Genomic DNA, 20,163 nt, shown 5'->3' on the forward strand with positions numbered 1-20,163 from the left:
CAGGCTATGCGTCGGCGGTCTTCAGGGACGCATTGCGTGCGTGTTGCGCTGACGCGTTACAGCACCGGCAACGGATTGCGTTGCGCATCGTCCACGCCAGCCCAGTCGGCCTCGGTCAGTGCATGCAGGCCATGCGCCAGGCGCGATTTATCGCACTGTGCACTACGCAGCCCGAATTCCAGCGAGGCCGGGACGGCGGCGCAGGACGACGGGCGCCGGTCATGGATGCTGCAGCGGCTATACCGGCCGATGTCGGCATCCAGGGCGATGCAGCGTGGCTGCGATTGCGAGGTGCCGCGCATCACGCGCTCATGCGTGCGCAACGATTCGGTCAACTCGATCGGCACCCTGCCACCCAATGCGGGGTCGGCTTCGCTCCAGTGGAAACTGACGCGGAAATAGGCGCAGCAGGCGCCGCAGGTAAGGCAGGGGTGTGCCATGGAATGCCGGGCCTGGCGCGGCGAAATCGCGTGGGGAGCGCGGCATTCTGACCGAACCACGGCGCGAAACAAGGGGCGCGCGATGACGGCCGGTTAGCGATTCAGATGTGGTCTGCGCCGCATGGACGTCCCACGGCCAGCGCGTGATGTGTTGGGTGCGCCATGCGATGCATGCGCACTGCGATAGCGTGTGCGGCGGCGGCTGCGCATCAACGCGCCACGGACCTGTGCGATGTGGCGGCCCGCGCGCGCGCCTTGCGTTCTCGCAATTCCCGCAAGCAGCCCCGCAAGCGACCGGTGCCATTGGCGCATGGGTGATAATGCGCAGATGACGACTCTCTGCAATATCGCGGCCACCTTGCCGCAACTGGCGCGCGAGCGCCCCGATCAAATCGCCATTCGCTGCCCGGGTGCCCGTGGCGCCAATGGATTCGCGGCCTACGATGTGACCTTGAGCTATGCCGAACTGGACGCGCGCAGCGATGCGATTGCCGCAGGCCTGGCGCTGCACGGCATCGGGCGCGGCGCGCGCGCGGTGGTGATGGTGCGGCCGTCGCCGGAATTCTTCCTGCTGATGTTCGCCCTGTTCAAGGCTGGCGCGGTGCCGGTGCTGGTGGATCCAGGCATCGACAAGCGTGCGCTCAAGCAATGCCTGGACGAAGCGCAGCCGCAGGCATTTATCGGCATTCCGCTGGCGCAGCTGGCGCGCCGCTTGCTGCGCTGGGCGCGCTCGGCCAAACAGATTGTTACCGTCGGCGGACGTTACGGCTGGGGCGGGGTGACGCTGGCGCACGTGGAGCGCGATGGCGCCGGCGCCGGTAGCCAGCTGGCCGACACCGCGCCCGACGATGTGGCCGCGATCCTGTTCACCAGCGGCTCGACCGGTGTGCCCAAGGGGGTGGTGTACCGCCACCGGCACTTTGTCGGCCAGATCGAATTGCTGCGCAACGCGTTCGACATGCAGCCCGGCGGCGTGGATCTGCCGACGTTTCCGCCATTCGCCTTGTTCGACCCGGCGCTGGGGCTGACCTCGGTGATTCCGGACATGGACCCGACGCGCCCGGCCACCGCCGACCCGCGCAAGTTGCACGATGCCATCGCGCGCTTCGGTGTCACCCAGTTGTTCGGCTCGCCTGCGCTGATGCGCGTGTTGGCCGACTATGGGCAGCCGCTTCCCAACGTGCGCCTGGCCACCTCGGCCGGTGCGCCGGTGCCACCGGACGTGGTGGCGAAGATCCGCGCGCTGTTGCCGGCCGATGCGCAATTCTGGACGCCGTACGGCGCCACCGAATGCCTGCCGGTGGCGGCGATCGAAGGCCGCACCCTGGACGCCACACGCGCGGCCACCGAAGCCGGTGCCGGCACCTGCGTGGGGCAGGTGGTTGCGCCCAATGAGGTGCGCATCATCGCCATCGACGATGCGGCCATTCCCGACTGGCGCGGCGTGCGCGTGCTGGCGCCGGGCGAGGTCGGCGAGATCACCGTCGCCGGTCCCACTACCACCGATACCTATTTCAATCGCGATGCGGCCACGCGCATTGCCAAGATCCGCGAGCGCCGCAGTGATGGCAGCGAGCGCATCGTGCACCGCATGGGCGATGTGGGTTACTTCGATGCCGAAGGGCGGCTGTGGTTCTGCGGGCGCAAGACCCACCGCGTGGAAACCGCCAGCGCTGCGCTGTACACCGAACAGGTGGAGCCGGTGTTCAACGTACATCCGCAGGTGCGCCGCACCGCGCTGGTGGGCGTGGGCGCACTCGGTCACCAGCAGCCGGTGCTGTGCGTGGAGTTGCAGCCGGGCGTGGCGGCGTCGGCATTTGCGCAGGTGCAACCCGACTTGCGCGCGCTGGGGGCGGCACATCCGCATACCGCAGGCATCGCGCGTTTCCTGCGTCATCCCGGCTTCCCTGTGGATATTCGGCATAACGCCAAGATCGGCCGGGAAACGCTGGCGGTCTGGGCGGCGCAGCAGCGTGCGTCATCGGCTGCTGCGTAACGGCGCTGCGTCGGCGTGTAGCGCCACGCGCGCGGGTGGCCGTTCTTTTTTAGGTTCTTGCAAGGGAGGTGGTGCGTGCGGATTCTGGTGACCGGTGGTGGTGGCTTTCTTGGCCAGGCGTTGTGCCGCGGTTTGCGCGCGCGTGGGCACGAGGTGGTGAGCTTCCAGCGCGGCGATTATCCGGTGCTGCAGACGCTGGGCGTGGGCCAGATCCGTGGCGACCTGGCCGACCCGCAAGCGGTGCAGCATGCCTTCGCCGGCATCGATGCGGTGTTTCATAACGCCGCCAAGGCCGGTGCGTGGGGCAGTTACGACAGCTATCACCAGGCCAACGTGGTGGGCACGCAGAACGTGATCGATGCCTGCCGCGCCAACGGCGTGCCACGGTTGATCTACACCTCCACGCCCAGCGTGACCCATCGCGCCACCAACCCGGTGGAAGGGCTCGGCGCCGACGAAGTGCCGTATGGCGAAGATCTGCGCGCGGCTTACGCGGCAACCAAGGCGATTGCCGAGCGTGCGGTGCTGGCAGCCAACGATGCGCAACTGGCAACCATCGCCTTGCGTCCGCGGCTGATCTGGGGGCCGGGCGACAATCACTTGCTGCCGCGCCTGGCAGCGCGTGCCCGTGCCGGCCGTCTGCGCATGGTCGGCGATGGCAGCAATCTGGTCGACAGCACGTACATCGACAATGCTGCGCAGGCGCATTTCGATGCGCTCGACCACCTTGCCGCAGGCGCTGCCTGCGCAGGCAAGGCGTACTTCATTTCCAACGGCGAACCGTTGCCGATGCGCGAGTTGCTCAATCGTTTGCTGGCTGCCGTGGATGCACCGGCGGTGACGCGCTCGCTGTCGTTCAAGACCGCGTACCGCATCGGTGCCGTATGCGAAACGCTGTGGCCACTGTTGCGTCTGCCAGGCGAGATGCCGTTGACGCGGTTTCTGGTGGAGCAGCTGTGCACGCCACATTGGTACAGCATGGAGCCGGCGCGTCGCGACTTCGGCTATGTGCCGCGCATCAGCATCGATGAAGGGCTCAATCGGCTGCGATCCTCATCTTCCAACGACATCGCCATCACTCGATAAAGACCGGCACATCCACAAGATACGTCTGCGCCGATTCGGCACGACAACTTTTTGGAACCATTGCCATGCTGCATTACGCCATCATCTTTTTCGTCATCGCCATCATTGCTGCCGTGCTGGGCTTCAGTGGTATCGCCGGTGCGGCGACCAATATCGCCTGGATCCTGTTCGTGGTGTTCCTGATCCTGGCAGTGATCTCGATGTTCCGTCGCGGCAAGGTATAACGCTTAAACGCGACACGTCACGGCAGCGGCGCTGCCGATCGGCGCTCACATGGCCCGCTTCCGCAAGGAGGCGGGCCATGTGCGTTTATGGCCGCATGTATGCAGGTTTCAGCTGAAGACAGCCGCTTTGCATAGCTGCACCCGCATGCAGCACAGACAACGCAGTGCGATGCGCAGTGCCGAATGCGAGCGATGCAGCGGTTAATGCGCGGTGTCGCGGCGGCATCGCCATCAGTGCGGTTCGACCGCGCTACGCAACAACTGGTCGTCGGCGTGCCGTTGCAATGCCAGCTCGATCAACTGCGTGATCAGGCTTGTGTAGTCCAGCCCGCTTGCCTGCCACAATTTCGGATACATGCTGATACGGGTGAAGCCCGGCAACGTGTTGACCTCGTTGATCACGATGCGCCCATCGGCGCACAGGAAGACATCCACACGCGCCATGCCGGCGCAGTCCAGCGCCTGGTAGGCCTGCACCGCAATATGCTGGATGCGCTGCTGGGTCTGCGCATCGATGTCGGCCGGAATCACGATCTCGGCACCGTGTTCGCTGATGTATTTGGTCTGGTACGAATAGAACGCGTCGTGCACCACCACTTCGCCGCAGACGCTGGCCTGGGGCGCGGCATTGCCCAGGACGGCGCATTCGATTTCGCGGCCGGCAATCGCCGACTCCACCAACACCTTGTGGTCGTACGCCAGGGCCAATGCGAGTGCGGCGGCGAACTCGTCGGCCGTGCGCACCTGGCTGACGCCAACCGACGAGCCCTGGTTGGCCGGCTTGACGAACAGCGGCAGGCCCAGCTGCGCGATCAATGCCGCCACATCGGCCTGCGCAGCGGTGTGGCGGTTGAAGCAGACGAACGGCGCCACCGCCAGGCCGGCATCGCGCAGCACGCGCTTGGCCATGTCCTTGTCCATCGCCACTGCCGAGCCGAGCACGCCGGAGCCGACAAAGGGCAGGTTGGCCATGCGCAGCAACCCCTGCAGCGAGCCGTCTTCACCCAGGGTGCCGTGCACGATGGGAAACACCACATCGATCTGCGCCAGTGCCTGCCCCGGCTGGATGGGCTGCAATTGCTGCTGTTGCGCGCCCGGTAGCAGCGCCACCCCGCGACCGCTGCGATGCAGTGCAATGCGTGCCGGGTCGTCGGCATGGAGCAGGAAGCTGTCGGGGTCGTTGACGTGCCAGTGGCCTTGCTTGTCGATGCCGATCAGCACCGGCTCGAAGCGCTGCGGGTCCAGCGCATCCAGGATGTTGCGCGCCGACTGTAGCGAGACCTCGTGCTCGGCAGACTTGCCGCCGAAGATGAGACCGACCCGAATCTTGCGCATTGCCTGCTCCTGCTACCGCCGAATGAGGGCGCCAGGATGCCTGTGCGGTAGGCGCCAGCGAAAGTGCGCCTGGCACTCGTGCGGGTCGTGCGAGGCAGACGCACTGCCGAGCACGCTCGAATACCGCCGTGACACGCGCCGCCTCACGCGGGGCTGGCAAGACGCGCGGCCGCCTGGTGCCAGCGCTAACCCCGTTGCCGTTGTCATGACCACGCGCCGAACCAAGGGGCATGCGCCGTTCGCATCGTCAGCCAGCTGCGACATGCAGGGACGGTAGAATGCGGGCATGCCCGGATCACTCTTCAATTCCCTCAAGCCGCTCGCCGGCCAGGCCCTGCAGGCAGCGCTCAACCGCGCGCTGGCGCTGGACCCGGACACCCGCGAGGCCCTGCTGCCGCTGGAAGGCCAGCGCATCGCACTGACCCTGGACGCGCCCGCGCTGGCCCTGCAGATCCGCGTGCATGAGCGCCGGTTGCTGGTCGGCCCGGTCGACCAGGCGCAGGAACCGGATCTGGCGGTGCGCAGCAGCCTGGCCGGCTTGCTCGGGCAGCTGCCGTTCCTGGCCAACGCGCGCCGCAGCGGTGCGCCGGCGGGGCGGCTCAAGGTCTCCGGCGATGCGGAGCTGGCGCGTCAGTTGCAGCAGCTGGCCGGCCGTTTCGACCCGGATTGGCAACTGCCGTTCGTGGCGGTGTTCGGCGAGATCCTGGGCGTGCAGATCGCCGGCGCGGTGCGCACCGCGTTGCAGCAGGCACGTCGTAGCGCGGCGGATCTGGCGCACAGCGCGGCCGAATTCGTCACCGAAGAATCGCGCGATGTGGTGCCGCGCGCCGAGCTCGAAGCCTTCCACGACGACGTGGACGAGCTACGCGACGATGTCGAACGGCTGGCCGCGCGCGTGAGCCGGCTGCGTGCGAGCGGAGGCGCGGCATGAAGGCGATCCTGCGGGCAAGCCGCATCGGCCGGGTGATCCTGCGCTACCGCCTGGATGCCTTGCTGGAAGGCACCCCGGCCGAGCGCTGGCTGCGGCTGGCCAAGCCGTTCGTGCCGCGGGCCAGTGCCGAAATCGCGGCGCAATCGCGTGGTGCGCGGCTGCGCCTGGCGCTGCAGGAGCTGGGCCCGATCTTCGTCAAGTTCGGGCAGATTCTCTCCACCCGTCGCGATCTGATCCCCGCCGATGTGGCCGAAGAACTCACCCTGCTGCAGGACCGGGTCAAGCCGTTCGACGGCGAGGCCGCGCGGCTGATCGTGGAAGGCGCGCTCGGCCTGCCGGTGAGCGTGGCGTTTGCCAGCTTCGACACCGTGCCGCTGGCGTCGGCCTCGATCGCGCAGGTACACGCCGCCACGTTGCCGCCGGATGCCAACGGCGTGCGCCGCGAGGTGGTGGTCAAGGTGCTGCGCCCGGATATCGAGCGCCAGATCGATGCCGACATCGCGCTGCTGCACTCGCTGGCCACCCTGGTCGAACGCACCCATCCGCGCGCCGACAAGATCCGTCCGCGCGAAGTGGTGGCCGAGATCGAAGGCACCTTGACGGCCGAACTGGATCTGCAGCGCGAAGGCGCCAATGCCAGCGTATTGCGCCGGTTCTGGGAAGGCTCGGACGATCTGTACGTGCCGGAAGTGATCTGGTCGCACACCGCCGAGCGCGCGCTCACGCTGGAGCGTGTGTACGGCATTCCCTCCGACGACATCGCCAAGCTCGATGCCGCCGGCATCGACCGCAAGGCGCTTGCGGCCAAGGGCGTGCGCGTGTTCTACACGCAGGTGTTCCGCGACAACTTTTTCCACGCCGATGCGCACGCCGGCAACATCTGGGTCGATTCGGACCCGGAGCGGCGGCTCAATCCGCGTTTCATCGCGCTGGATTTCGGCATCATGGGCCAGCTCTCGCAGGAAGATCAGTACTACCTGGCCGAGAACTTCATGGCGATCTTCCACAAGGATTACCGCCGCATGGCCGAGTTGCACGTCGAGGCGGGCTGGATGCCGAACAACGTGCGCATCGACGAACTGGAAGCGGCCGCACGCTCGGTGTGCGAGCCGTATTTCACCCGGCCGTTGTCGGAGATTTCGCTGGCGCAGGTGCTGATCAAATTGTTCCGTGTGGCGCAGCGCTATGAGCTGACGCTGCAGCCGCAGCTGATCCTGCTGCAGAAAACGCTGCTCAATATCGAAGGCGTGGGCCGGCAACTCGATCCCAGACTGGACATCTGGGCGGTAGCGCGGCCGGTACTCGAACGCATCCTGCGCGAGCGTTACAGCCCGCGCCGTGCGTTGCGCGAACTGGGCAAGCGGTTGCCGGAAATCATGACCCATGCGCCGGACATGCCGCGGTTGGTGCACAGCTGGTTGAAGCAGCAGGTGGAAGGCCGCCATCAGCTCGATATCCGCTCGGCGGAGTTGCGCGCGCTGGATGTGAGCCTGCGCAAGTTGCAGACGCGCGTGGTCACCGCCATCACCGGCAGCGGGCTGCTGGTGGTGGCCGCCGTGCTCTACGGCCTGCATCCGGATGGCTGGTATCTGGGCACGGTGCCGGTCTGGAGCTGGATCAGCGGCGGCGCGGGTTCGGTTGCCCTGCTGGTGGCCTGGCTGCGTCGTTAGTCCGCAGTTTCGACTCCCGCTCGCGCGCCTGCTTGGACGGTTTGATGCGGTCAGCGGCTGCGCGTGTGGCGGCGCAGTGGGACGCGGTGTCGGCGATAATCCGCCGGTGAGCATATCCCCCAAGCAGTTGCAGATTCTCCACCAGGACGCTGTCCTGGCCGTCGTCGACAAACCCGCGGGCCTGATGGTCCACGACAGCAAGCTGGCGCGCGGGGAGGACGACTTCCTGGCCGACCGCCTGCGCGAGCAGTTGGGCAAGCCGATCTTTCTGGTGCACCGGCTCGACCGCGCCACCAGCGGTTGCCTGCTGTTGGCGTTCGACCGCGACAGCGCCAGTGCGCTGGGCAAGGCCCTGATGGCGGGCGAGGTGGATAAAAATTATCTCACCGTCTGCCGCGGCTGGCCGGCCGAGGAGCGCTTCATCGTCGATCACGCTCTGGATGGTGGCCCCGGCAAGCCGGTCAAGAAGCCGGCGGTGACGCATTTCCAGCGTCTGGCCACCGGCGAGCTGGAGATTCCCTCCACCGGTTTCACCACCTCACGCTATGCACTGCTGCGCTGCCAGCCGCAGACCGGCCGCTTCCGGCAGATTCGCCGGCACATGAAGCATCTGTCGCATCACATGATCGGCGACACCAGCCACGGCGACGGTCGCCACAACCGCAGCTTCCGCATGCTCGGCATCCACCGCATGTTGCTGCATGCCGAACGGCTTGAATTTCCGCATCCGGCCGATGGCAGGCGCATCAGCGTCACCGCGCCGCTGGATGCGGAATTCACCAAGGCGTGTGCGTTGTTTGGGTGGGATGTGGCGGGGTTGCAGGCGATGTCACTCGCGCAGTGATGCAGGGGTGCCCAGCGGTCTGTCGATGCCGCAGTGGCCGGCGGCAACGCGTCCGGGCAAGCGTACCCTCACCCCAACCCCCGCTGCGCGCTCCGGCCCGCGCCCCGGCCCGCGCCAGCAGCGCGGGCGCTCCAAGACACTTCCGTCAATGGCGTGCAAGCAGTGCCTTCTCGTCCAGCAGGGACGTACATGCACGAGCCGCTGTCGTCCACCACAAGCTCGGCCGCGCAAGCCGACGCTTCCCTTCTCCCGCCGGGAGAAGGTGCCCCGCAGGGGCGGATGAGGGTACGGGCGAAGCCTCGTGCAGTTGAACAACGCGAGGGCTTCGCCCCGTACCCTCACCCCAACCCCTCTCCCGCAGGGAGAGGGGCTTTGCATGCGTACCGTATTGCGCCTGCAGAAGAAGCTCACGCGTGTGGAATGCTTCCTTCTCCCGCCGGGAGAAGGTGCCCCGCAGGGGCGGATGAGGGTACGGGCGAAGCCTCGTGCAGTTGAACAACGCGAGGGCTTCGCACCGTACCCTCACCCCAATCCCTCTCCCGCAGGGAGAGGGGCGTTGCATGCGTACCGTATTGCTCCTGCAGAAGAAGCTCACGCGTGTGGAATGCTTCCTTCTCCCGCCGGGAGAAGGTGCCCCGCAGGGGCGGATGAGGGTACGGGCGAAGCCTCGTGCAGTTGACCACTCCCCAATCTCGAAACCCCAATCCCCGCCCCTCAGGGCTTCTTCGCCGGCGCCGGCTCGTTGACGATCTTCTCCAGATCCTTCTGCAGGTCGGCAAACAGCGGCAGCATCTTCTGCTGGATCGCGCCCATCAGGTTCTGCGTCAGGGCCGGGGTCTTGTCGAGCAGGCTCTGGCCGGCCGAGCTCTCGTAGAACTCGGCCATGGCCAGCACGTCCTCGCGCGAGAACGAGCGCTTGTAGATGTCCACATACATCGGCCGCAGCTCCGACCACGACAGCGCCTTGCGCACCGTCTGGCGGGTGCGCTCCTGGATGCGTTGCAGCTGCGCCTGTTGGTCGGCGTCGAGCTGGCGTTGCGCGGTGAGCTGGGCAAATTGCTGCTGCTGCATGGCTTCGATCTGCGGCAGCATCGTGTCCAGCATGGTCTGCGCGCGCGAGGCGGCTAGCAGGCGGTTGATGTCGGCATCGCTGGGCGCTTGCGCCAGGGCAGCCGGGGCGGCCACCGCCAGCAGGGTCGACAGCAGCAGCCGGCGGGCAAGGCCGCGCGCGGCAGCGAGCGAAAAAGAAGGTGTCATCGGAGCATCCTGCAAGCGGGGGAACCGGCCGCAGCATACGGGAAGCCGGCGTTCGCGCGCGCGTCCACGCCGCTGCCGATACAATCGGCGCAATGGCCAGCGACCCGATCCAGATCACCCCCAGCCTGACGATTCCGCCCAGCGAACTCGTCGAACGCTTCGTGCGTGCCAGCGGCGCAGGTGGGCAGAACGTCAACAAGGTGTCCACTGCGGTGGAGCTGCGTTTCGACGTGGCCGGGTCGCCGTCGCTGCCCGAACCCTTGCGCGAACGCCTGCTGTCGCGGCGCGACCGCCGCATGACCGCCGAGGGCGTGCTGGTGATCGACGCGCAGCGCTTCCGTACCCAGGACCGCAACCGCGACGATGCGCGCGAGCGGCTGGCCGAAATCATCAGTGCGTGCCTGTCGGTGCCCAAGCGCCGGGTCGCCACCAAGCCGAGTCACGGTGCCAAGCTGCGGCGGCTGGATGCCAAGCGTGAGCGCAGCCATATCAAGCGTGGACGCTCTGCGTCCCACTGGGAGTAAGCGTGAGTCAACCCGACCCGTCGTTGCCACCGGTAACACAGGCCAATATCCTGCTGCAGCCATCCCCGCCCAGAATGCCGCGTGCGCACGGCCGTTTCGGCCGCTGGCTGGGCCGCACCGCGTTGCGCCTGACCGGTTGGCGCCTGCTTGGGCGGCTGCCCGACGAACCCAAGCTGGTGATGATCGTAGCCCCGCATTCGTCCAACTGGGACGGCTTTGTGGGCTTTGCGGCCAAGTTTGCGCTGGGCTTCGATGTGCGTGTGCTCGGTAAATCGCAGTTGTTCTGGTGGCCGCTCGGCCCGCTGCTGCGCAAGCTTGGCGCCATCCCGCTGGACCGCAGCTCGCCGCAGGGAACCATCGGCCAGGCGGTGCGGCTGATCCGCAACTCCGAGCAGATGTGGTACGTAATCACACCAGAAGGCACGCGCAAGCGCGTGGAAAACTGGAAAGCCGGTTTCTGGAAGATCGCCTCCGATTCCCAGGTGCCGATCCTGCCGGTGTATTTCGACTACCCCAGCAAGACCGTGGGCATCGGCGAGCCGTTCTGGACCGGTAACGACATGGCCGCCGATATCTCCGCCATTCGCACCTGGTACCGGCCGTGGCGCGGCAAGCATCGCGACACGTTGTGAGGGATCCGGTGCACGGCTGACGGATCGCTGGCTGTGGGTTGCTGAGCGCGGTGCGTCTTTCGTCGAACGTTCACTCCATCGAGAAACTCCATGATTGCCTCTTCCGCACGCGCGTTGTGTCTGTCGCTCTCTCTATTGCTTGCTACCGGCCCGGTGCTCGCAGCCACACCCATGCTGGTGATCCATGGCGGCGCGGGCGTGGAGAAATCCAGCCTCTCGCCCGACGAACAAACCCAGGCACGCGAAGCCATGCAACGCGCGCTGCGCGCCGGGCATGCGGTGTTGACGCGTGGCGGCAGCGCGGTGGATGCAGTGGCCGCCACCATCACCGTGCTGGAGGATGCGCCGCAGTTCAACGCCGGGCGCGGTGCGGTGTTCACCCATGACGGCAAGAACGAACTGGATGCGGCCATCATGGATGGCGCCAGCGGCAAGGCCGGGGCGATTGCCGGCGTGCACACGGTCAAGAATCCGATCCAGCTGGCGCGCAGCGTCATGGACCATTCCAAACACGTGATGCTGGTCGGCGATGGCGCTGAAGCGTTCGCACGCGAGCAAGGCATCACCCTGGTCGACCCGAGCTATTTCCGCACCGACAAGCGCTGGCAGCAATTGCAAAAAGCGCGCAAGGCCGAAGCCGGCGACCGCACGGCGCAGGCCGCGCTGGATCTGGAAACCGCCAAGCACTTCGGCACCGTCGGCGCGCTGGCGCTGGATCGCGACGGGCATCTGGCCGCCGGTACCTCAACCGGCGGCATGACCAACAAGCGCTATGGCCGCGTCGGCGATGCGCCCATCATCGGCGCCGGCACCTATGCCAACCGCCAATGCGCAGTGTCGGGCACCGGCTGGGGCGAGTTCTACATCCGCGCCGTGGCCGCCTACGATATCTGCGCACGCATGAAATACGCCGGCCAGTCGTTGCAACAGGCGGCCGAAACGGTGATCGACCAGGAGATTCCCAGCGCCGGCGGCGACGGCGGCGCCATTGCGCTGGACGCGCAGGGCAACATCGCCTTCCCGTTCAATACGCAGGGCATGTACCGCGGCTGGATCGGTGCCGACGGCACCCCGCACGTGGCGATTTTCAAGGACGAGACGCTTTGAAGGCTGGGCCGGCGTAGTGCCGGCCCGCCACCGGCGCACCGCGCAATCGGGAGTGAACGCCGCGCATTCAGGCATCGATCCCCCAGCCAACGGCACATGCCGGCGCCGCATAAACCCGCTAGCGTGGCCGGCTGCCGTACCCACTCAGGAATCACACGCCATGTCGCGTACCGTCGTTCTGGCCGCTGCCATCACCCTGGCACTGGCTGCTTGTTCTGGAAAAGAGTCGTCCGGCCAGGAGCCCACCACCGTGCCCGCAAACACCGCCACTGCCCCGGCCGCAGACGCTGCTTCGAACCCGCTGCTGACCGCCAGCACGCTGCCGTTCCAGGCGCCGCCGTTCGACAAGATCAAGGACAGCGATTATCTGCCCGCGTTCGAAGAAGGCATGCGCCTGCATCTGGCCGACATCCGCAAGATCGCCGACAACCCCGAAGCGCCCACCTTCGACAACACCATCGAAGCGATGGAACGCGGTGGCGAAACGCTCACGCGCGTGTCGCGCATCTTCTTCGGGCTGGTGCAGGCCGACACCAGCAACGCACGCCAGAAGATCCAGGAAGAGATCGCGCCCAAGCTGGCAGCGCATCAGGACGAAATCAATCTCGACCCCAAGCTCTTTGCGCGCGTCAAAACCATCTATGACCAGCGCGACACGCTGAACCTGGAGCCGGAGCAGCAGCGTCTGGTCGAGCGCCATTACGAAGAACTGGTACGCGCCGGTGCGCAGCTCTCAGATGCCGACAAGGACAGCCTGCGCAAGCTCAATGTCGAAGAAACCACGCTCTCCACCCAGTTCCATACGCGTCTGGTGGCCGCATCGGCCGCCGGTGCGGTGGTGGTGGACGACAAGACCAAACTCGATGGCCTGAGCGAGGGCGACATTGCCGCCGCCGCCGATGCCGCCAAGGCACGCAAGCTCGATGGCAAGTATCTGCTCACCTTGCAGAACACCACCCAGCAGCCGGTGCTGGCGTCGCTGAAGGATCGCGCGCTGCGCGCCGAGGTATTGAAGGCTTCCGAAACCCGTGCAGAAAAGGGCGATGCCAACGACACCCGCCAGACCATCCAACGCCTGGCCCAGCTGCGTGCGCAAAAAGCCAAGTTGCTTGGCTTCGACAATTACGCCGCCTACAGCCTGGGCGACCAGATGGCCAAGACCCCGGCCGCCGCGCTCAAGCTGTTGACCGACACCGTGCCGGCCGCCACCGCCAAGGCGCGCCGCGAAGTGGGCGAGATGCAGAAGGTCATCGATGCTCAGAAGGGCGACTTCAAGCTCGCCGCCTCCGATTGGGACTTTTACGCCGAGCAGGTGCGCAAGGCCAAGTACGACCTGGACGAGTCGCAGATCAAGCCGTATTTCGAACTGGACAACGTGCTGCAGAACGGCGTTTTCTATGCCGCCACGCAGTTGTTCGGCATCACCTTCAAGCAGCGCACCGACATCCCCACCTATCACGCCGACATGAAGGTGTATGAAGTCTTCGATGCCGACGGCACCTCGATGGCGCTGTTCTATACCGACTACTTCAAGCGCGACAGCAAGTCCGGTGGTGCGTGGATGGACGTGTTCGTCGAGCAGGACGGCCTCACAGGTGCCAAGCCGGTGGTCTACAACGTGTGCAACTTCACCAAGCCGGCCGCCGGCCAGCCCGCCTTGCTCAGCTTCGACGACGTCACCACGCTGTTCCATGAGTTCGGCCACGCGCTGCACGGCATGTTCTCCAAGGTGAAGTACCCCTCGATCGCCGGCACCAGCACCTCGCGCGATTTTGTGGAATTCCCCTCGCAGTTCAACGAGCACTGGGCCTCCGACCCCAAGGTCTTCGCCAACTACGCCAAGCACTACCAGACCGGCGCGGCAATGCCGGCCGAGCTGGTGGAGAAGATCAAGAAGGCCAAGACCTTCAACAGCGGCTACGCCACCACCGAATACCTGTCGGCGGCGCTGCTGGATCTGGCCTGGCACACCCAGCCGGCCGACGCGCCATTGCAGGATGTGAGCAAGTTCGAAGCCGACGCGCTGAAGCGCTTCAAGGTGGACCTGGCCGAAGTGCCGCCGCGCTACCGCAGCAGCTATTTCGACCACATCTGGGGCGGCGGTTATTCGGCCGGGTACTACGCGTATTTCTGGTCGGAAGTACTCGACGACGATGCGTTCGAATGGTTCAAGGAAAACGGCGGTTTGACCCGCAAGAACGGCGACACCTTCCGCGCCAAGATTCTTTCGCGCGGCAACACGGTCGATCTGGCGACGTTGTACCGCGATTTCCGCGGCAAGGATCCCGGCGTCAAGGCACTGCTGGAAAACCGTGGCCTGACCGAGTGAGCCAACCCGCGTGCATCACGCGCGCGGATACCGACGATGATCGAAACGGGATGGCTTGCGGCCATCCCGCTTTTGTTGCGTCGCTTTTGATGTATCGCCGCGACAGGCGCCGCATCATCTCGCTTGCGGTGGTGCCTACTCGTCCCCGATCTGCACGCTCACTTCGTGCGACTGCGACGTGGGCGGCATTCCCGGACGCAGCTGTTCCACCGCCTGCGGCAGGGTCAGCGTTGCAGCGGCCTGCGCTGCGGATGACGTGGCACCGGACTGCTGGACGAGCGCCCTGGCCTGACCCAACAAATCCTCCACATCGTTGTGCTGCAGAAGCGCGTTGATCGCTCGACTCGCCTTGGTTGCCCGACGCTGGGAGAGCGCTTCGTTGGCGCCCCCCATCACGCCGCGAATGACTTGCTGCTTCAATCCGATGTCGGTGCCGCCCTCGCGGCGATTGTTCTTGACAGTGATGGCGGTGTGCTGATTCAGCGCGCCGACCGCAGCCATGGCTCCCGACAGTGCGGAGATCGCCAGAGTCTGCGCGGTCGGTACGTTGCGTGTGCCGCCCTGCGCTGCGGAGCTGGCCTTGCCGATCACCGAGGACGCCGCGCTGCCCAGCACGCCGAGATGGAACATTTGGCCAATGCGTTGGGCGGTCTGCGCCGAGAACTCGCGCGAGGTATATTTCTTGACGATATCGCCGATCAGTTGGTCCGACACCACCGACTTCTCGGCGCCGAGGAGCAACGTTGCAGCGACGCCGTCGGGGTCGAGTTCGTCCAACCTGCCATCGCGCAAGGATTGTAGATCCTGGCTCAGCAGTTTCAGAGCCTTCGCCGGGCCGGCACCGTGACCAGATTCCAGATCCAGATCGTCGGTGTCTGGCGTCCCCTGTGGTGAGGGCGATGCGGCGAGCTCAGCCTTGAGCGCTTTTTCCAGGGAGACCAGACCTGTGATGACGCGTTTCACTAGAGCCTGCGTTGGAGACTGGATCAGTCCGCGGAGTTTGCTCTGATCGATCTCCTCTGCCGCAACCGGTTCGCCACGTGCAAGTTTCGACTTGCCTGTTTCGGTCAGTACATCGGCGTAGAGCAGATTGAGCTTGTTGTTGTAGTCCTGTTTTGCCTGTTCGTCGAAGCCAGCGGCCACATGCTGCGCAGCTGTCATCAGCAGGGCGCCGACGGTCTGCGCGGTCGGCGACAGCGCCCGCATTGCCCCGGTCTTGCTGAGCAGGCCCAGCGTGCCCGCCACTGGCGAACGCAGGATGCGCGGGATGGCTTGCCAGCGATTGCCCTTCCATTGCCGGTCGTGCGCACCCTGGGTCATGACAAAGTCGTGCTGGGCCTGATGCAGGCGCGCTTCGGCTTGCAGCAATTGGTGGGCAGCGTCGGTGAGGTCGGCAGTTGCCGTCGCCGCGGGGCTCTGGCCTGCGGCGGCCTTGAGTGCACGGAACCTGTCGCAACACCCGCTGAATTCCTGGATATGGCTTTCCAGCGCCTTCGCAAGGTCCGGTAGCCAGTGCTTATCGTTGATCTGATTCTTGTCCGGCACGATGACGTGACCGCCATGCTCGCGGATGGACTCGCACAGGCTGACCACCGCCGACTGCTGGGCGGCATTCATCGGTGCGGCGATGGCCGCTGTCGCAAAGCCGAATCCTGCGCCTGCCCAGGGCTGACGAGTTGCGTAGCTGATCCAGGGCGAGACGATGTACTGCATTGCATTGTTGAGGAAGCTGCCGGTGGGGTTGGGCATGCCGGACAGCAACGCGGTGCGTCGCAAGTTGGAAACCTCGCTTTCGCTCAATCCCTGCGCCCTGTACCAAGCCATCGCATCCGTCTCGCGGATGCGGCCCAACAGATCTGCATGTGTTGCTGCGCGTGCCTGCGGGCCGCTGGCGTCTGGCAATTTCATCGGCCGCATCTTGTTGATGAGTGCGGCCGCCAGTTGCGGCTCGACCGGGCGCAGTTTGTCGGCAGCCAGTTGCTCTTTGAGTCGCATCAGCGATGCTCTGCCGGGATCTGGCGACATTGCAGGCTGCGAAACCTGCAGACCAACCGATTGCAAGTGGCTGGCCGACTGCGAGGCAGGTGCAGTGACCTCTGCGGTCTCCTTGCCGCGCTTGCTCGGGCGACGCGAGAGCATGGTCAACGCGCCATCGGGCTGGGTAGGCGAATGGCTGGGAGATGCGTGCGGGGATGGTACCTCTTCAATCTCATGGATGCCCGCAAGCGATGCTGGCACAGTGGGATTGAGCGCAGTGGCGGATGCAGCAGGTTTCATCAGATTTCTCCTGGCGCTTGATGCAATGGCGACATCGACCAGTGGCCGGTGCCGAGGAATGCGATCGTCAACCAGCCTGAGCTAGACGCATTGTCCAGGGGCGGCGTGGTCGCCATGGAGCGACGAGAGCACCGCGTTCAATCACCCGGCGCAACCGTTGCAGCGATGAAGGCCAAGCGGTGGACCGCATTGTGCGCGGATTGAATCAAACTGCCGGGGCCATCTTTGCCGGACAACAGAACTGACGTCGCTGCATCCGAATTCCCCCGTCGGTGCTGGCCGATGCCGGTGCGCCGCAGGGGTTGGAGAAGCCGTCATGCGCAACGGGCGCCGCGCGCAGCTGCGTGCGTGGTGCGCAGTTGCAGGACGTGAGCACGTTCGAAGCCGATGCGCTCAAGCGCTTCAAGGTGGACCTGGCCGAAGTGCCGCCGCGCTACCGCAGCAGCTATTTCGACCACATCTGGGGCGGCGGTTATTCGGCCGGGTATTACGCGTACTTTTGGTCGGAAGTACGCGACGACGATGCGTTCGAATGGTTCAAGGAAAGCGGCGGTTTGACCCGCAAGAACGGCGACACCTTCCGCGCCAAGATTCTTTCGCGCGGCAACATGGTCGATCTGGCGCCGTTGTACTGCGATTTCCGCGGCAAGGATCCCGGCGTCAAGGCACTGCTGGAGAACCGTGGGTTGACCGACTAAATCGGCGTGGTGCATGGGTGAACGGGAACGGGATGGCGGTGCCATCCCGTTTCGTATGCGCGGTCAAATAATCGCTTCCACTAGGGTCGTCCGACTGTGAGCATCGGGCCTGTCCGGTTATGGTGACCACGTGCGGCGATCGCATCTTCCGAGCAACGGGCGCGATGCTTAACACAATCATTCCGATCGGTCCGGCAGCACATACACGATGCCGGAAAACCGATTAACGTTGCCGGCCGCTACCATCACGCAGGAACTTACTCCATGTCGCGTCCCCTTATTCTGGTAGCTGCCATTTCCCTGGCGCTGGCTGCCTGTCCCGGAAAGGATCCTACAGGTACGCAGTCCGCGACCGCAACCGACAACACTGCCGTCGGCCAGTCTCCTGCCGCCAGGCCCAACCCGTTGTTGATCACCAGCACGCTGCCATTCAAGGCGCCACCATTCGACAAAATCCAGGATAGCGATTATTTGCCCGCATTCGAGGAAGGCATGCGGCTGGAACTTGCGGATGCACGCAAGATCGCTGCGAACCCCGAGCCGGCGACCTTTGAAAACACCATCGAAGCATTCGATCGCGGCGGCGAGGTGCTATCGCGCGTGTCGGATATCTTTTCCGGGGTGATCTCTGCCGATACCAACCCGGCGCGGCAGAAAATTCAGGAGGAGCTCGGCCCCAAGCTGTCTGCGCATGGTGATGAGATTCTTCTGGATCCCAAGCTGTTTGCGCGCATCAAAGCGGTCCATGACCAATCCGATGCGATGAAGCTCAATCCGGAGCAAAAGCGTCTGGTCGAGATCACATACAGAGGTTTCATTACATCCGGCGCGCTGTTGTCCGATGCCGACAAGATCACCTTGCGCAAGCTCAACGTAGAAGAAGCCACGCTTTCCACACAGTTCCACGCAAAGCTGGTGGCTGCGACGGCCGCCGCTGCGGTGGTGGTGGACGACAAAGCCCGGCTGGATGGCTTGAGCGAGGGCGATATCGCCGCTGCTGCCGAAGCTGCCAGGCAGCGCAAGCTCGACGGCAAGTATCTGCTGACCTTGCAGAACACCACCCAGCAGCCCATCCTGGCCTCGCTGAAGGATCGCGCGTTGCGTGCGCAGATCATGCAGGCCTCGCAGATGCGCACCGAACAGGGCGATGACAACGACACCCGACAGGCGGTCCAGCGACTGGCGCAGTTGCGCGCGCAACGCGCCAAGCTGTTCGGCTACGACAGCTATGCCGCTTACGAACTGCAAGACATGATGGCCAAGACGCCGGACGCTGCTCTCAAGCTGCTGACCGACACCGTGCCGGCGGCCGCGGCCAAGGCTCGCCGTGAAGCGGCCGAGATTCAGAAAGTCATCGATGCCCAGAAGGGCGGTTTCAAGTTGGCCGCCTCTGACTGGGACTTCTATGCCGAGCAGGTGCGCAAGGCCAAGTATGACCTGGAAGAGTCACAGATCCGGCCCTACTTCGAACTGGATAATGTGCTGCAGAACGGCGTGTTTTACGCCGCCACGCAACTCTATGGCATCACCTTCAAACAGCGTACCGACATCCCCACCTACCATCCGGACGTGAAGGTGTACGAGGTGTTCGATGTGGACGGTACCTCGATGGCGCTGTTCTATGCAGACTATTTCAAACGCGACAGCAAGTCCGGTGGCGCGTGGATGGGCTCCTTCGTCGGGCAGAGCGGCCTGACCGGGGCCAAGCCGGTGGTCTATAACGTGTGCAACTTCACCAAGCCGGCCGCAGGTGAACCGGCGCTGCTGAGCTTCGATGACGTCACCAGCATGTTTCATGAGTTTGGCCACGCGTTGCATGGCATGTTCTCCAAGGTGACCTATTCGGCGGTTGCCGGAACCAAGACGTCGCGCGACTTCATGGAATTTCCATCGCAGTTCAACGAGCATTGGGCCTCCGATCCCACCGTGTTCGCGCATTACGCACTGCATTATCAGACCGGTGCTGCAATGCCGGGGGATCTGGTAAAAAAGATCAGGAAAGCCAAGACCTTCAACAGCGGCTATACCACTACCGAAACCCTGTCGGCATCGCTGCTCGATCTGGCTTGGCACACCCTGCCGGCCGATGCACCCTTGCAGGATGTGGGCAAATTCGAAACCGATGCGCTCAAGCGCTTCAAGCTAGACATGGCTGAAGTGCCGCCGCGTTATCGCAGCAGCTATTTCAACCATATCTGGGAGATGGGCTATGCCGCCAGCTATTACGCTTACCTTTGGGCGGAAGTGCTCGACGACGATGCCTTCGAATGGTTCGAGCAACATGGCGGTTTGAACCGCAAGAACGGCGATATCTTCCGCGCCAGGATCCTCTCGCGCGGTAACTCCGTCGATCCGGCCACGCTGTACCGCGAGTTTCGCGGTAGGGATCCCAGCGTCAAGGCGCTGCTGGAAGATCGTGGGCTGACCGAGTGAGTGACCGGGTGATGCGTGTGCAACGCTGGCGCATGCGTGTGGAGTCGCTGCAGGCAGCAATCGAAACGGGATAGCCGCCTGCTATCCCGCTTCTATTTGTGGGTGTATCGGGCTATTCACATCAGTAGGTGCCCCATGAACCAACCCAGCCCACCGCCAGTCGCACACGAGTCGCGCAAGGAATGTTGCCGCTATTGGTGCTGCTGGTACTGATGACCGCAGCGCGTTCCGCGTTCGGCAACCATTACCAGGTGCCCAGCGGTTCGATGCAGCCCACCCTGGAACCGGGCGGTCGCGTGGTGGTGGACATGCGCCTATGCACATCCGGCCACAGTTGGTCGTAAGCGCCATTTTCGATCAGCGCCACATCGAACAACCCA

General features: G+C 64.8%; 15 protein-coding genes and 2 pseudogenes. 13 read left to right on the top strand and 4 right to left on the bottom strand.

Annotated elements, in window-relative coordinates; all coding sequences use genetic code 11:
• Window positions 1–56 precede the first annotated feature (56 nt).
• Entirely contained in the window at window positions 57–440 is a 384-nt protein-coding gene (locus tag M3O59_RS01145) for a YkgJ family cysteine cluster protein (RefSeq protein WP_064630411.1), read from the bottom strand.
• 328 nt (window positions 441–768) lie between these two features.
• Here M3O59_RS01145 and oleC point away from each other — a divergent pair, with 328 nt between their 5' ends.
• From oleC to M3O59_RS01160, 3 genes are all read left to right on the top strand, one after another.
• Window positions 769–2,436 carry an olefin beta-lactone synthetase gene (oleC, locus tag M3O59_RS01150; protein ID WP_116905180.1) on the top strand — a complete coding sequence of 556 codons (1,668 nt, stop codon included), beginning with the start codon at window positions 769–771 and terminating at the stop codon, window positions 2,434–2,436.
• A 75-nt stretch (window positions 2,437–2,511) separates the two neighbouring features.
• Complete coding sequence (oleD, locus tag M3O59_RS01155) at window positions 2,512–3,522, top strand: 2-alkyl-3-oxoalkanoate reductase (RefSeq protein ID WP_064630409.1); 1,011 nt, start codon at window positions 2,512–2,514, stop codon at window positions 3,520–3,522.
• A 65-nt stretch (window positions 3,523–3,587) separates the two neighbouring features.
• A complete protein-coding gene (locus M3O59_RS01160) occupies window positions 3,588–3,746 on the top strand; it encodes a DUF1328 domain-containing protein (protein WP_003468167.1) in 159 nt (52 codons plus the stop codon).
• Between the two features lie 231 nt (window positions 3,747–3,977).
• Here the strand turns inward: M3O59_RS01160 and ddlA are convergent, their stop codons facing one another.
• Window positions 3,978–5,081: a D-alanine--D-alanine ligase gene (ddlA, locus tag M3O59_RS01165; RefSeq protein ID WP_116905151.1), complete on the bottom strand. Its 1,104-nt coding sequence runs from the start codon at window positions 5,079–5,081 to the stop codon at window positions 3,978–3,980.
• A 286-nt stretch (window positions 5,082–5,367) separates the two neighbouring features.
• On the opposite strand from ddlA, the gene M3O59_RS01170 reads away from it, so the two are divergent.
• The 3 genes from M3O59_RS01170 to M3O59_RS01180 all read left to right on the top strand — a co-directional run bounded on the left by M3O59_RS01170 (window position 5,368) and on the right by M3O59_RS01180 (window position 8,526).
• Window positions 5,368–6,012, top strand: a complete 645-nt coding sequence (locus tag M3O59_RS01170) for a ubiquinone biosynthesis accessory factor UbiJ (RefSeq protein WP_116905150.1) — start codon at window positions 5,368–5,370, stop codon at window positions 6,010–6,012.
• On the top strand, window positions 6,009–7,682 hold the full coding sequence (gene ubiB, locus M3O59_RS01175; RefSeq protein WP_116905149.1) for a ubiquinone biosynthesis regulatory protein kinase UbiB: 1,674 nt from the start codon (window positions 6,009–6,011) through the stop codon (window positions 7,680–7,682). The genes M3O59_RS01170 and ubiB overlap by 4 nt, the downstream gene beginning before the upstream one ends.
• Before the next feature lie 106 nt (window positions 7,683–7,788).
• Window positions 7,789–8,526: a pseudouridine synthase gene (locus M3O59_RS01180; RefSeq protein WP_116905179.1), complete on the top strand. Its 738-nt coding sequence runs from the start codon at window positions 7,789–7,791 to the stop codon at window positions 8,524–8,526.
• Between the two features lie 714 nt (window positions 8,527–9,240).
• Here the strand turns inward: M3O59_RS01180 and M3O59_RS01185 are convergent.
• Window positions 9,241–9,783 (bottom strand): DUF2059 domain-containing protein, encoded by a 543-nt coding sequence (locus M3O59_RS01185; protein ID WP_064630399.1) that lies wholly within the window; start codon window positions 9,781–9,783, stop codon window positions 9,241–9,243.
• A gap of 92 nt (window positions 9,784–9,875) precedes the next feature.
• Between M3O59_RS01185 and arfB the strand changes: the two genes are divergently transcribed.
• The 4 genes from arfB (at window position 9,876) to dcp (ending at window position 14,375) form a co-directional block, all read left to right on the top strand.
• Window positions 9,876–10,307 (top strand): alternative ribosome rescue aminoacyl-tRNA hydrolase ArfB, encoded by a 432-nt coding sequence (arfB, locus tag M3O59_RS01190; protein ID WP_019301089.1) that lies wholly within the window; start codon window positions 9,876–9,878, stop codon window positions 10,305–10,307.
• 2 nt (window positions 10,308–10,309) lie between these two features.
• Window positions 10,310–10,939, top strand: a complete 630-nt coding sequence (locus tag M3O59_RS01195; RefSeq protein WP_064630397.1) for a lysophosphatidylcholine acyltransferase — start codon at window positions 10,310–10,312, stop codon at window positions 10,937–10,939.
• 90 nt (window positions 10,940–11,029) lie between these two features.
• Window positions 11,030–12,046: an isoaspartyl peptidase/L-asparaginase family protein gene (locus M3O59_RS01200; protein WP_181920459.1), complete on the top strand. Its 1,017-nt coding sequence runs from the start codon at window positions 11,030–11,032 to the stop codon at window positions 12,044–12,046.
• A gap of 160 nt (window positions 12,047–12,206) precedes the next feature.
• Entirely contained in the window at window positions 12,207–14,375 is a 2,169-nt protein-coding gene (gene dcp / locus M3O59_RS01205; protein ID WP_116905146.1) for a peptidyl-dipeptidase Dcp, read from the top strand.
• A 135-nt stretch (window positions 14,376–14,510) separates the two neighbouring features.
• Here the strand turns inward: dcp and xopN are convergent, their stop codons facing one another.
• Window positions 14,511–16,652, bottom strand: a complete 2,142-nt coding sequence (gene xopN / locus M3O59_RS01210) for a type III secretion system effector XopN (protein ID WP_064630391.1) — start codon at window positions 16,650–16,652, stop codon at window positions 14,511–14,513.
• A gap of 353 nt (window positions 16,653–17,005) precedes the next feature.
• Between xopN and M3O59_RS01215 the strand changes: the two are divergent.
• The 3 genes and pseudogenes from M3O59_RS01215 to M3O59_RS01225 all read left to right on the top strand — a co-directional run.
• Window positions 17,006–17,350 (top strand): annotated as a pseudogene (locus M3O59_RS01215) (M3 family metallopeptidase); the annotation flags it as partial.
• A 264-nt stretch (window positions 17,351–17,614) separates the two neighbouring features.
• A complete protein-coding gene (locus M3O59_RS01220; protein WP_116905145.1) occupies window positions 17,615–19,783 on the top strand; it encodes a M3 family metallopeptidase in 2,169 nt (722 codons plus the stop codon).
• A 182-nt stretch (window positions 19,784–19,965) separates the two neighbouring features.
• Window positions 19,966–20,097: pseudogene (locus M3O59_RS01225) on the top strand (S26 family signal peptidase); the annotation flags it as partial.
• Window positions 20,098–20,163 lie beyond the last annotated feature (66 nt).

This window comes from Xanthomonas nasturtii (genome assembly GCF_023337365.3).
Taxonomy (GTDB): domain Bacteria; phylum Pseudomonadota; class Gammaproteobacteria; order Xanthomonadales; family Xanthomonadaceae; genus Xanthomonas; species Xanthomonas nasturtii.

Coding starts and splice junctions, on each gene's coding strand:
- dcp (WP_116905146.1), top strand. CDS start 12,207: ATGTCGCGTACCGTCGTTCTGGCCGCTGCCATCACCCTGGCACTGGCT.
- M3O59_RS01200 (WP_181920459.1), top strand. CDS start 11,030: ATGATTGCCTCTTCCGCACGCGCGTTGTGTCTGTCGCTCTCTCTATTG.
- xopN (WP_064630391.1), bottom strand. CDS start 16,652: ATGAAACCTGCTGCATCCGCCACTGCGCTCAATCCCACTGTGCCAGCA.
- ddlA (WP_116905151.1), bottom strand. CDS start 5,081: ATGCGCAAGATTCGGGTCGGTCTCATCTTCGGCGGCAAGTCTGCCGAG.
- M3O59_RS01160 (WP_003468167.1), top strand. CDS start 3,588: ATGCTGCATTACGCCATCATCTTTTTCGTCATCGCCATCATTGCTGCC.
- ubiB (WP_116905149.1), top strand. CDS start 6,009: ATGAAGGCGATCCTGCGGGCAAGCCGCATCGGCCGGGTGATCCTGCGC.
- M3O59_RS01220 (WP_116905145.1), top strand. CDS start 17,615: ATGTCGCGTCCCCTTATTCTGGTAGCTGCCATTTCCCTGGCGCTGGCT.
- M3O59_RS01185 (WP_064630399.1), bottom strand. CDS start 9,783: ATGACACCTTCTTTTTCGCTCGCTGCCGCGCGCGGCCTTGCCCGCCGG.
- M3O59_RS01145 (WP_064630411.1), bottom strand. CDS start 440: ATGGCACACCCCTGCCTTACCTGCGGCGCCTGCTGCGCCTATTTCCGC.
- arfB (WP_019301089.1), top strand. CDS start 9,876: ATGGCCAGCGACCCGATCCAGATCACCCCCAGCCTGACGATTCCGCCC.
- M3O59_RS01170 (WP_116905150.1), top strand. CDS start 5,368: ATGCCCGGATCACTCTTCAATTCCCTCAAGCCGCTCGCCGGCCAGGCC.
- oleC (WP_116905180.1), top strand. CDS start 769: ATGACGACTCTCTGCAATATCGCGGCCACCTTGCCGCAACTGGCGCGC.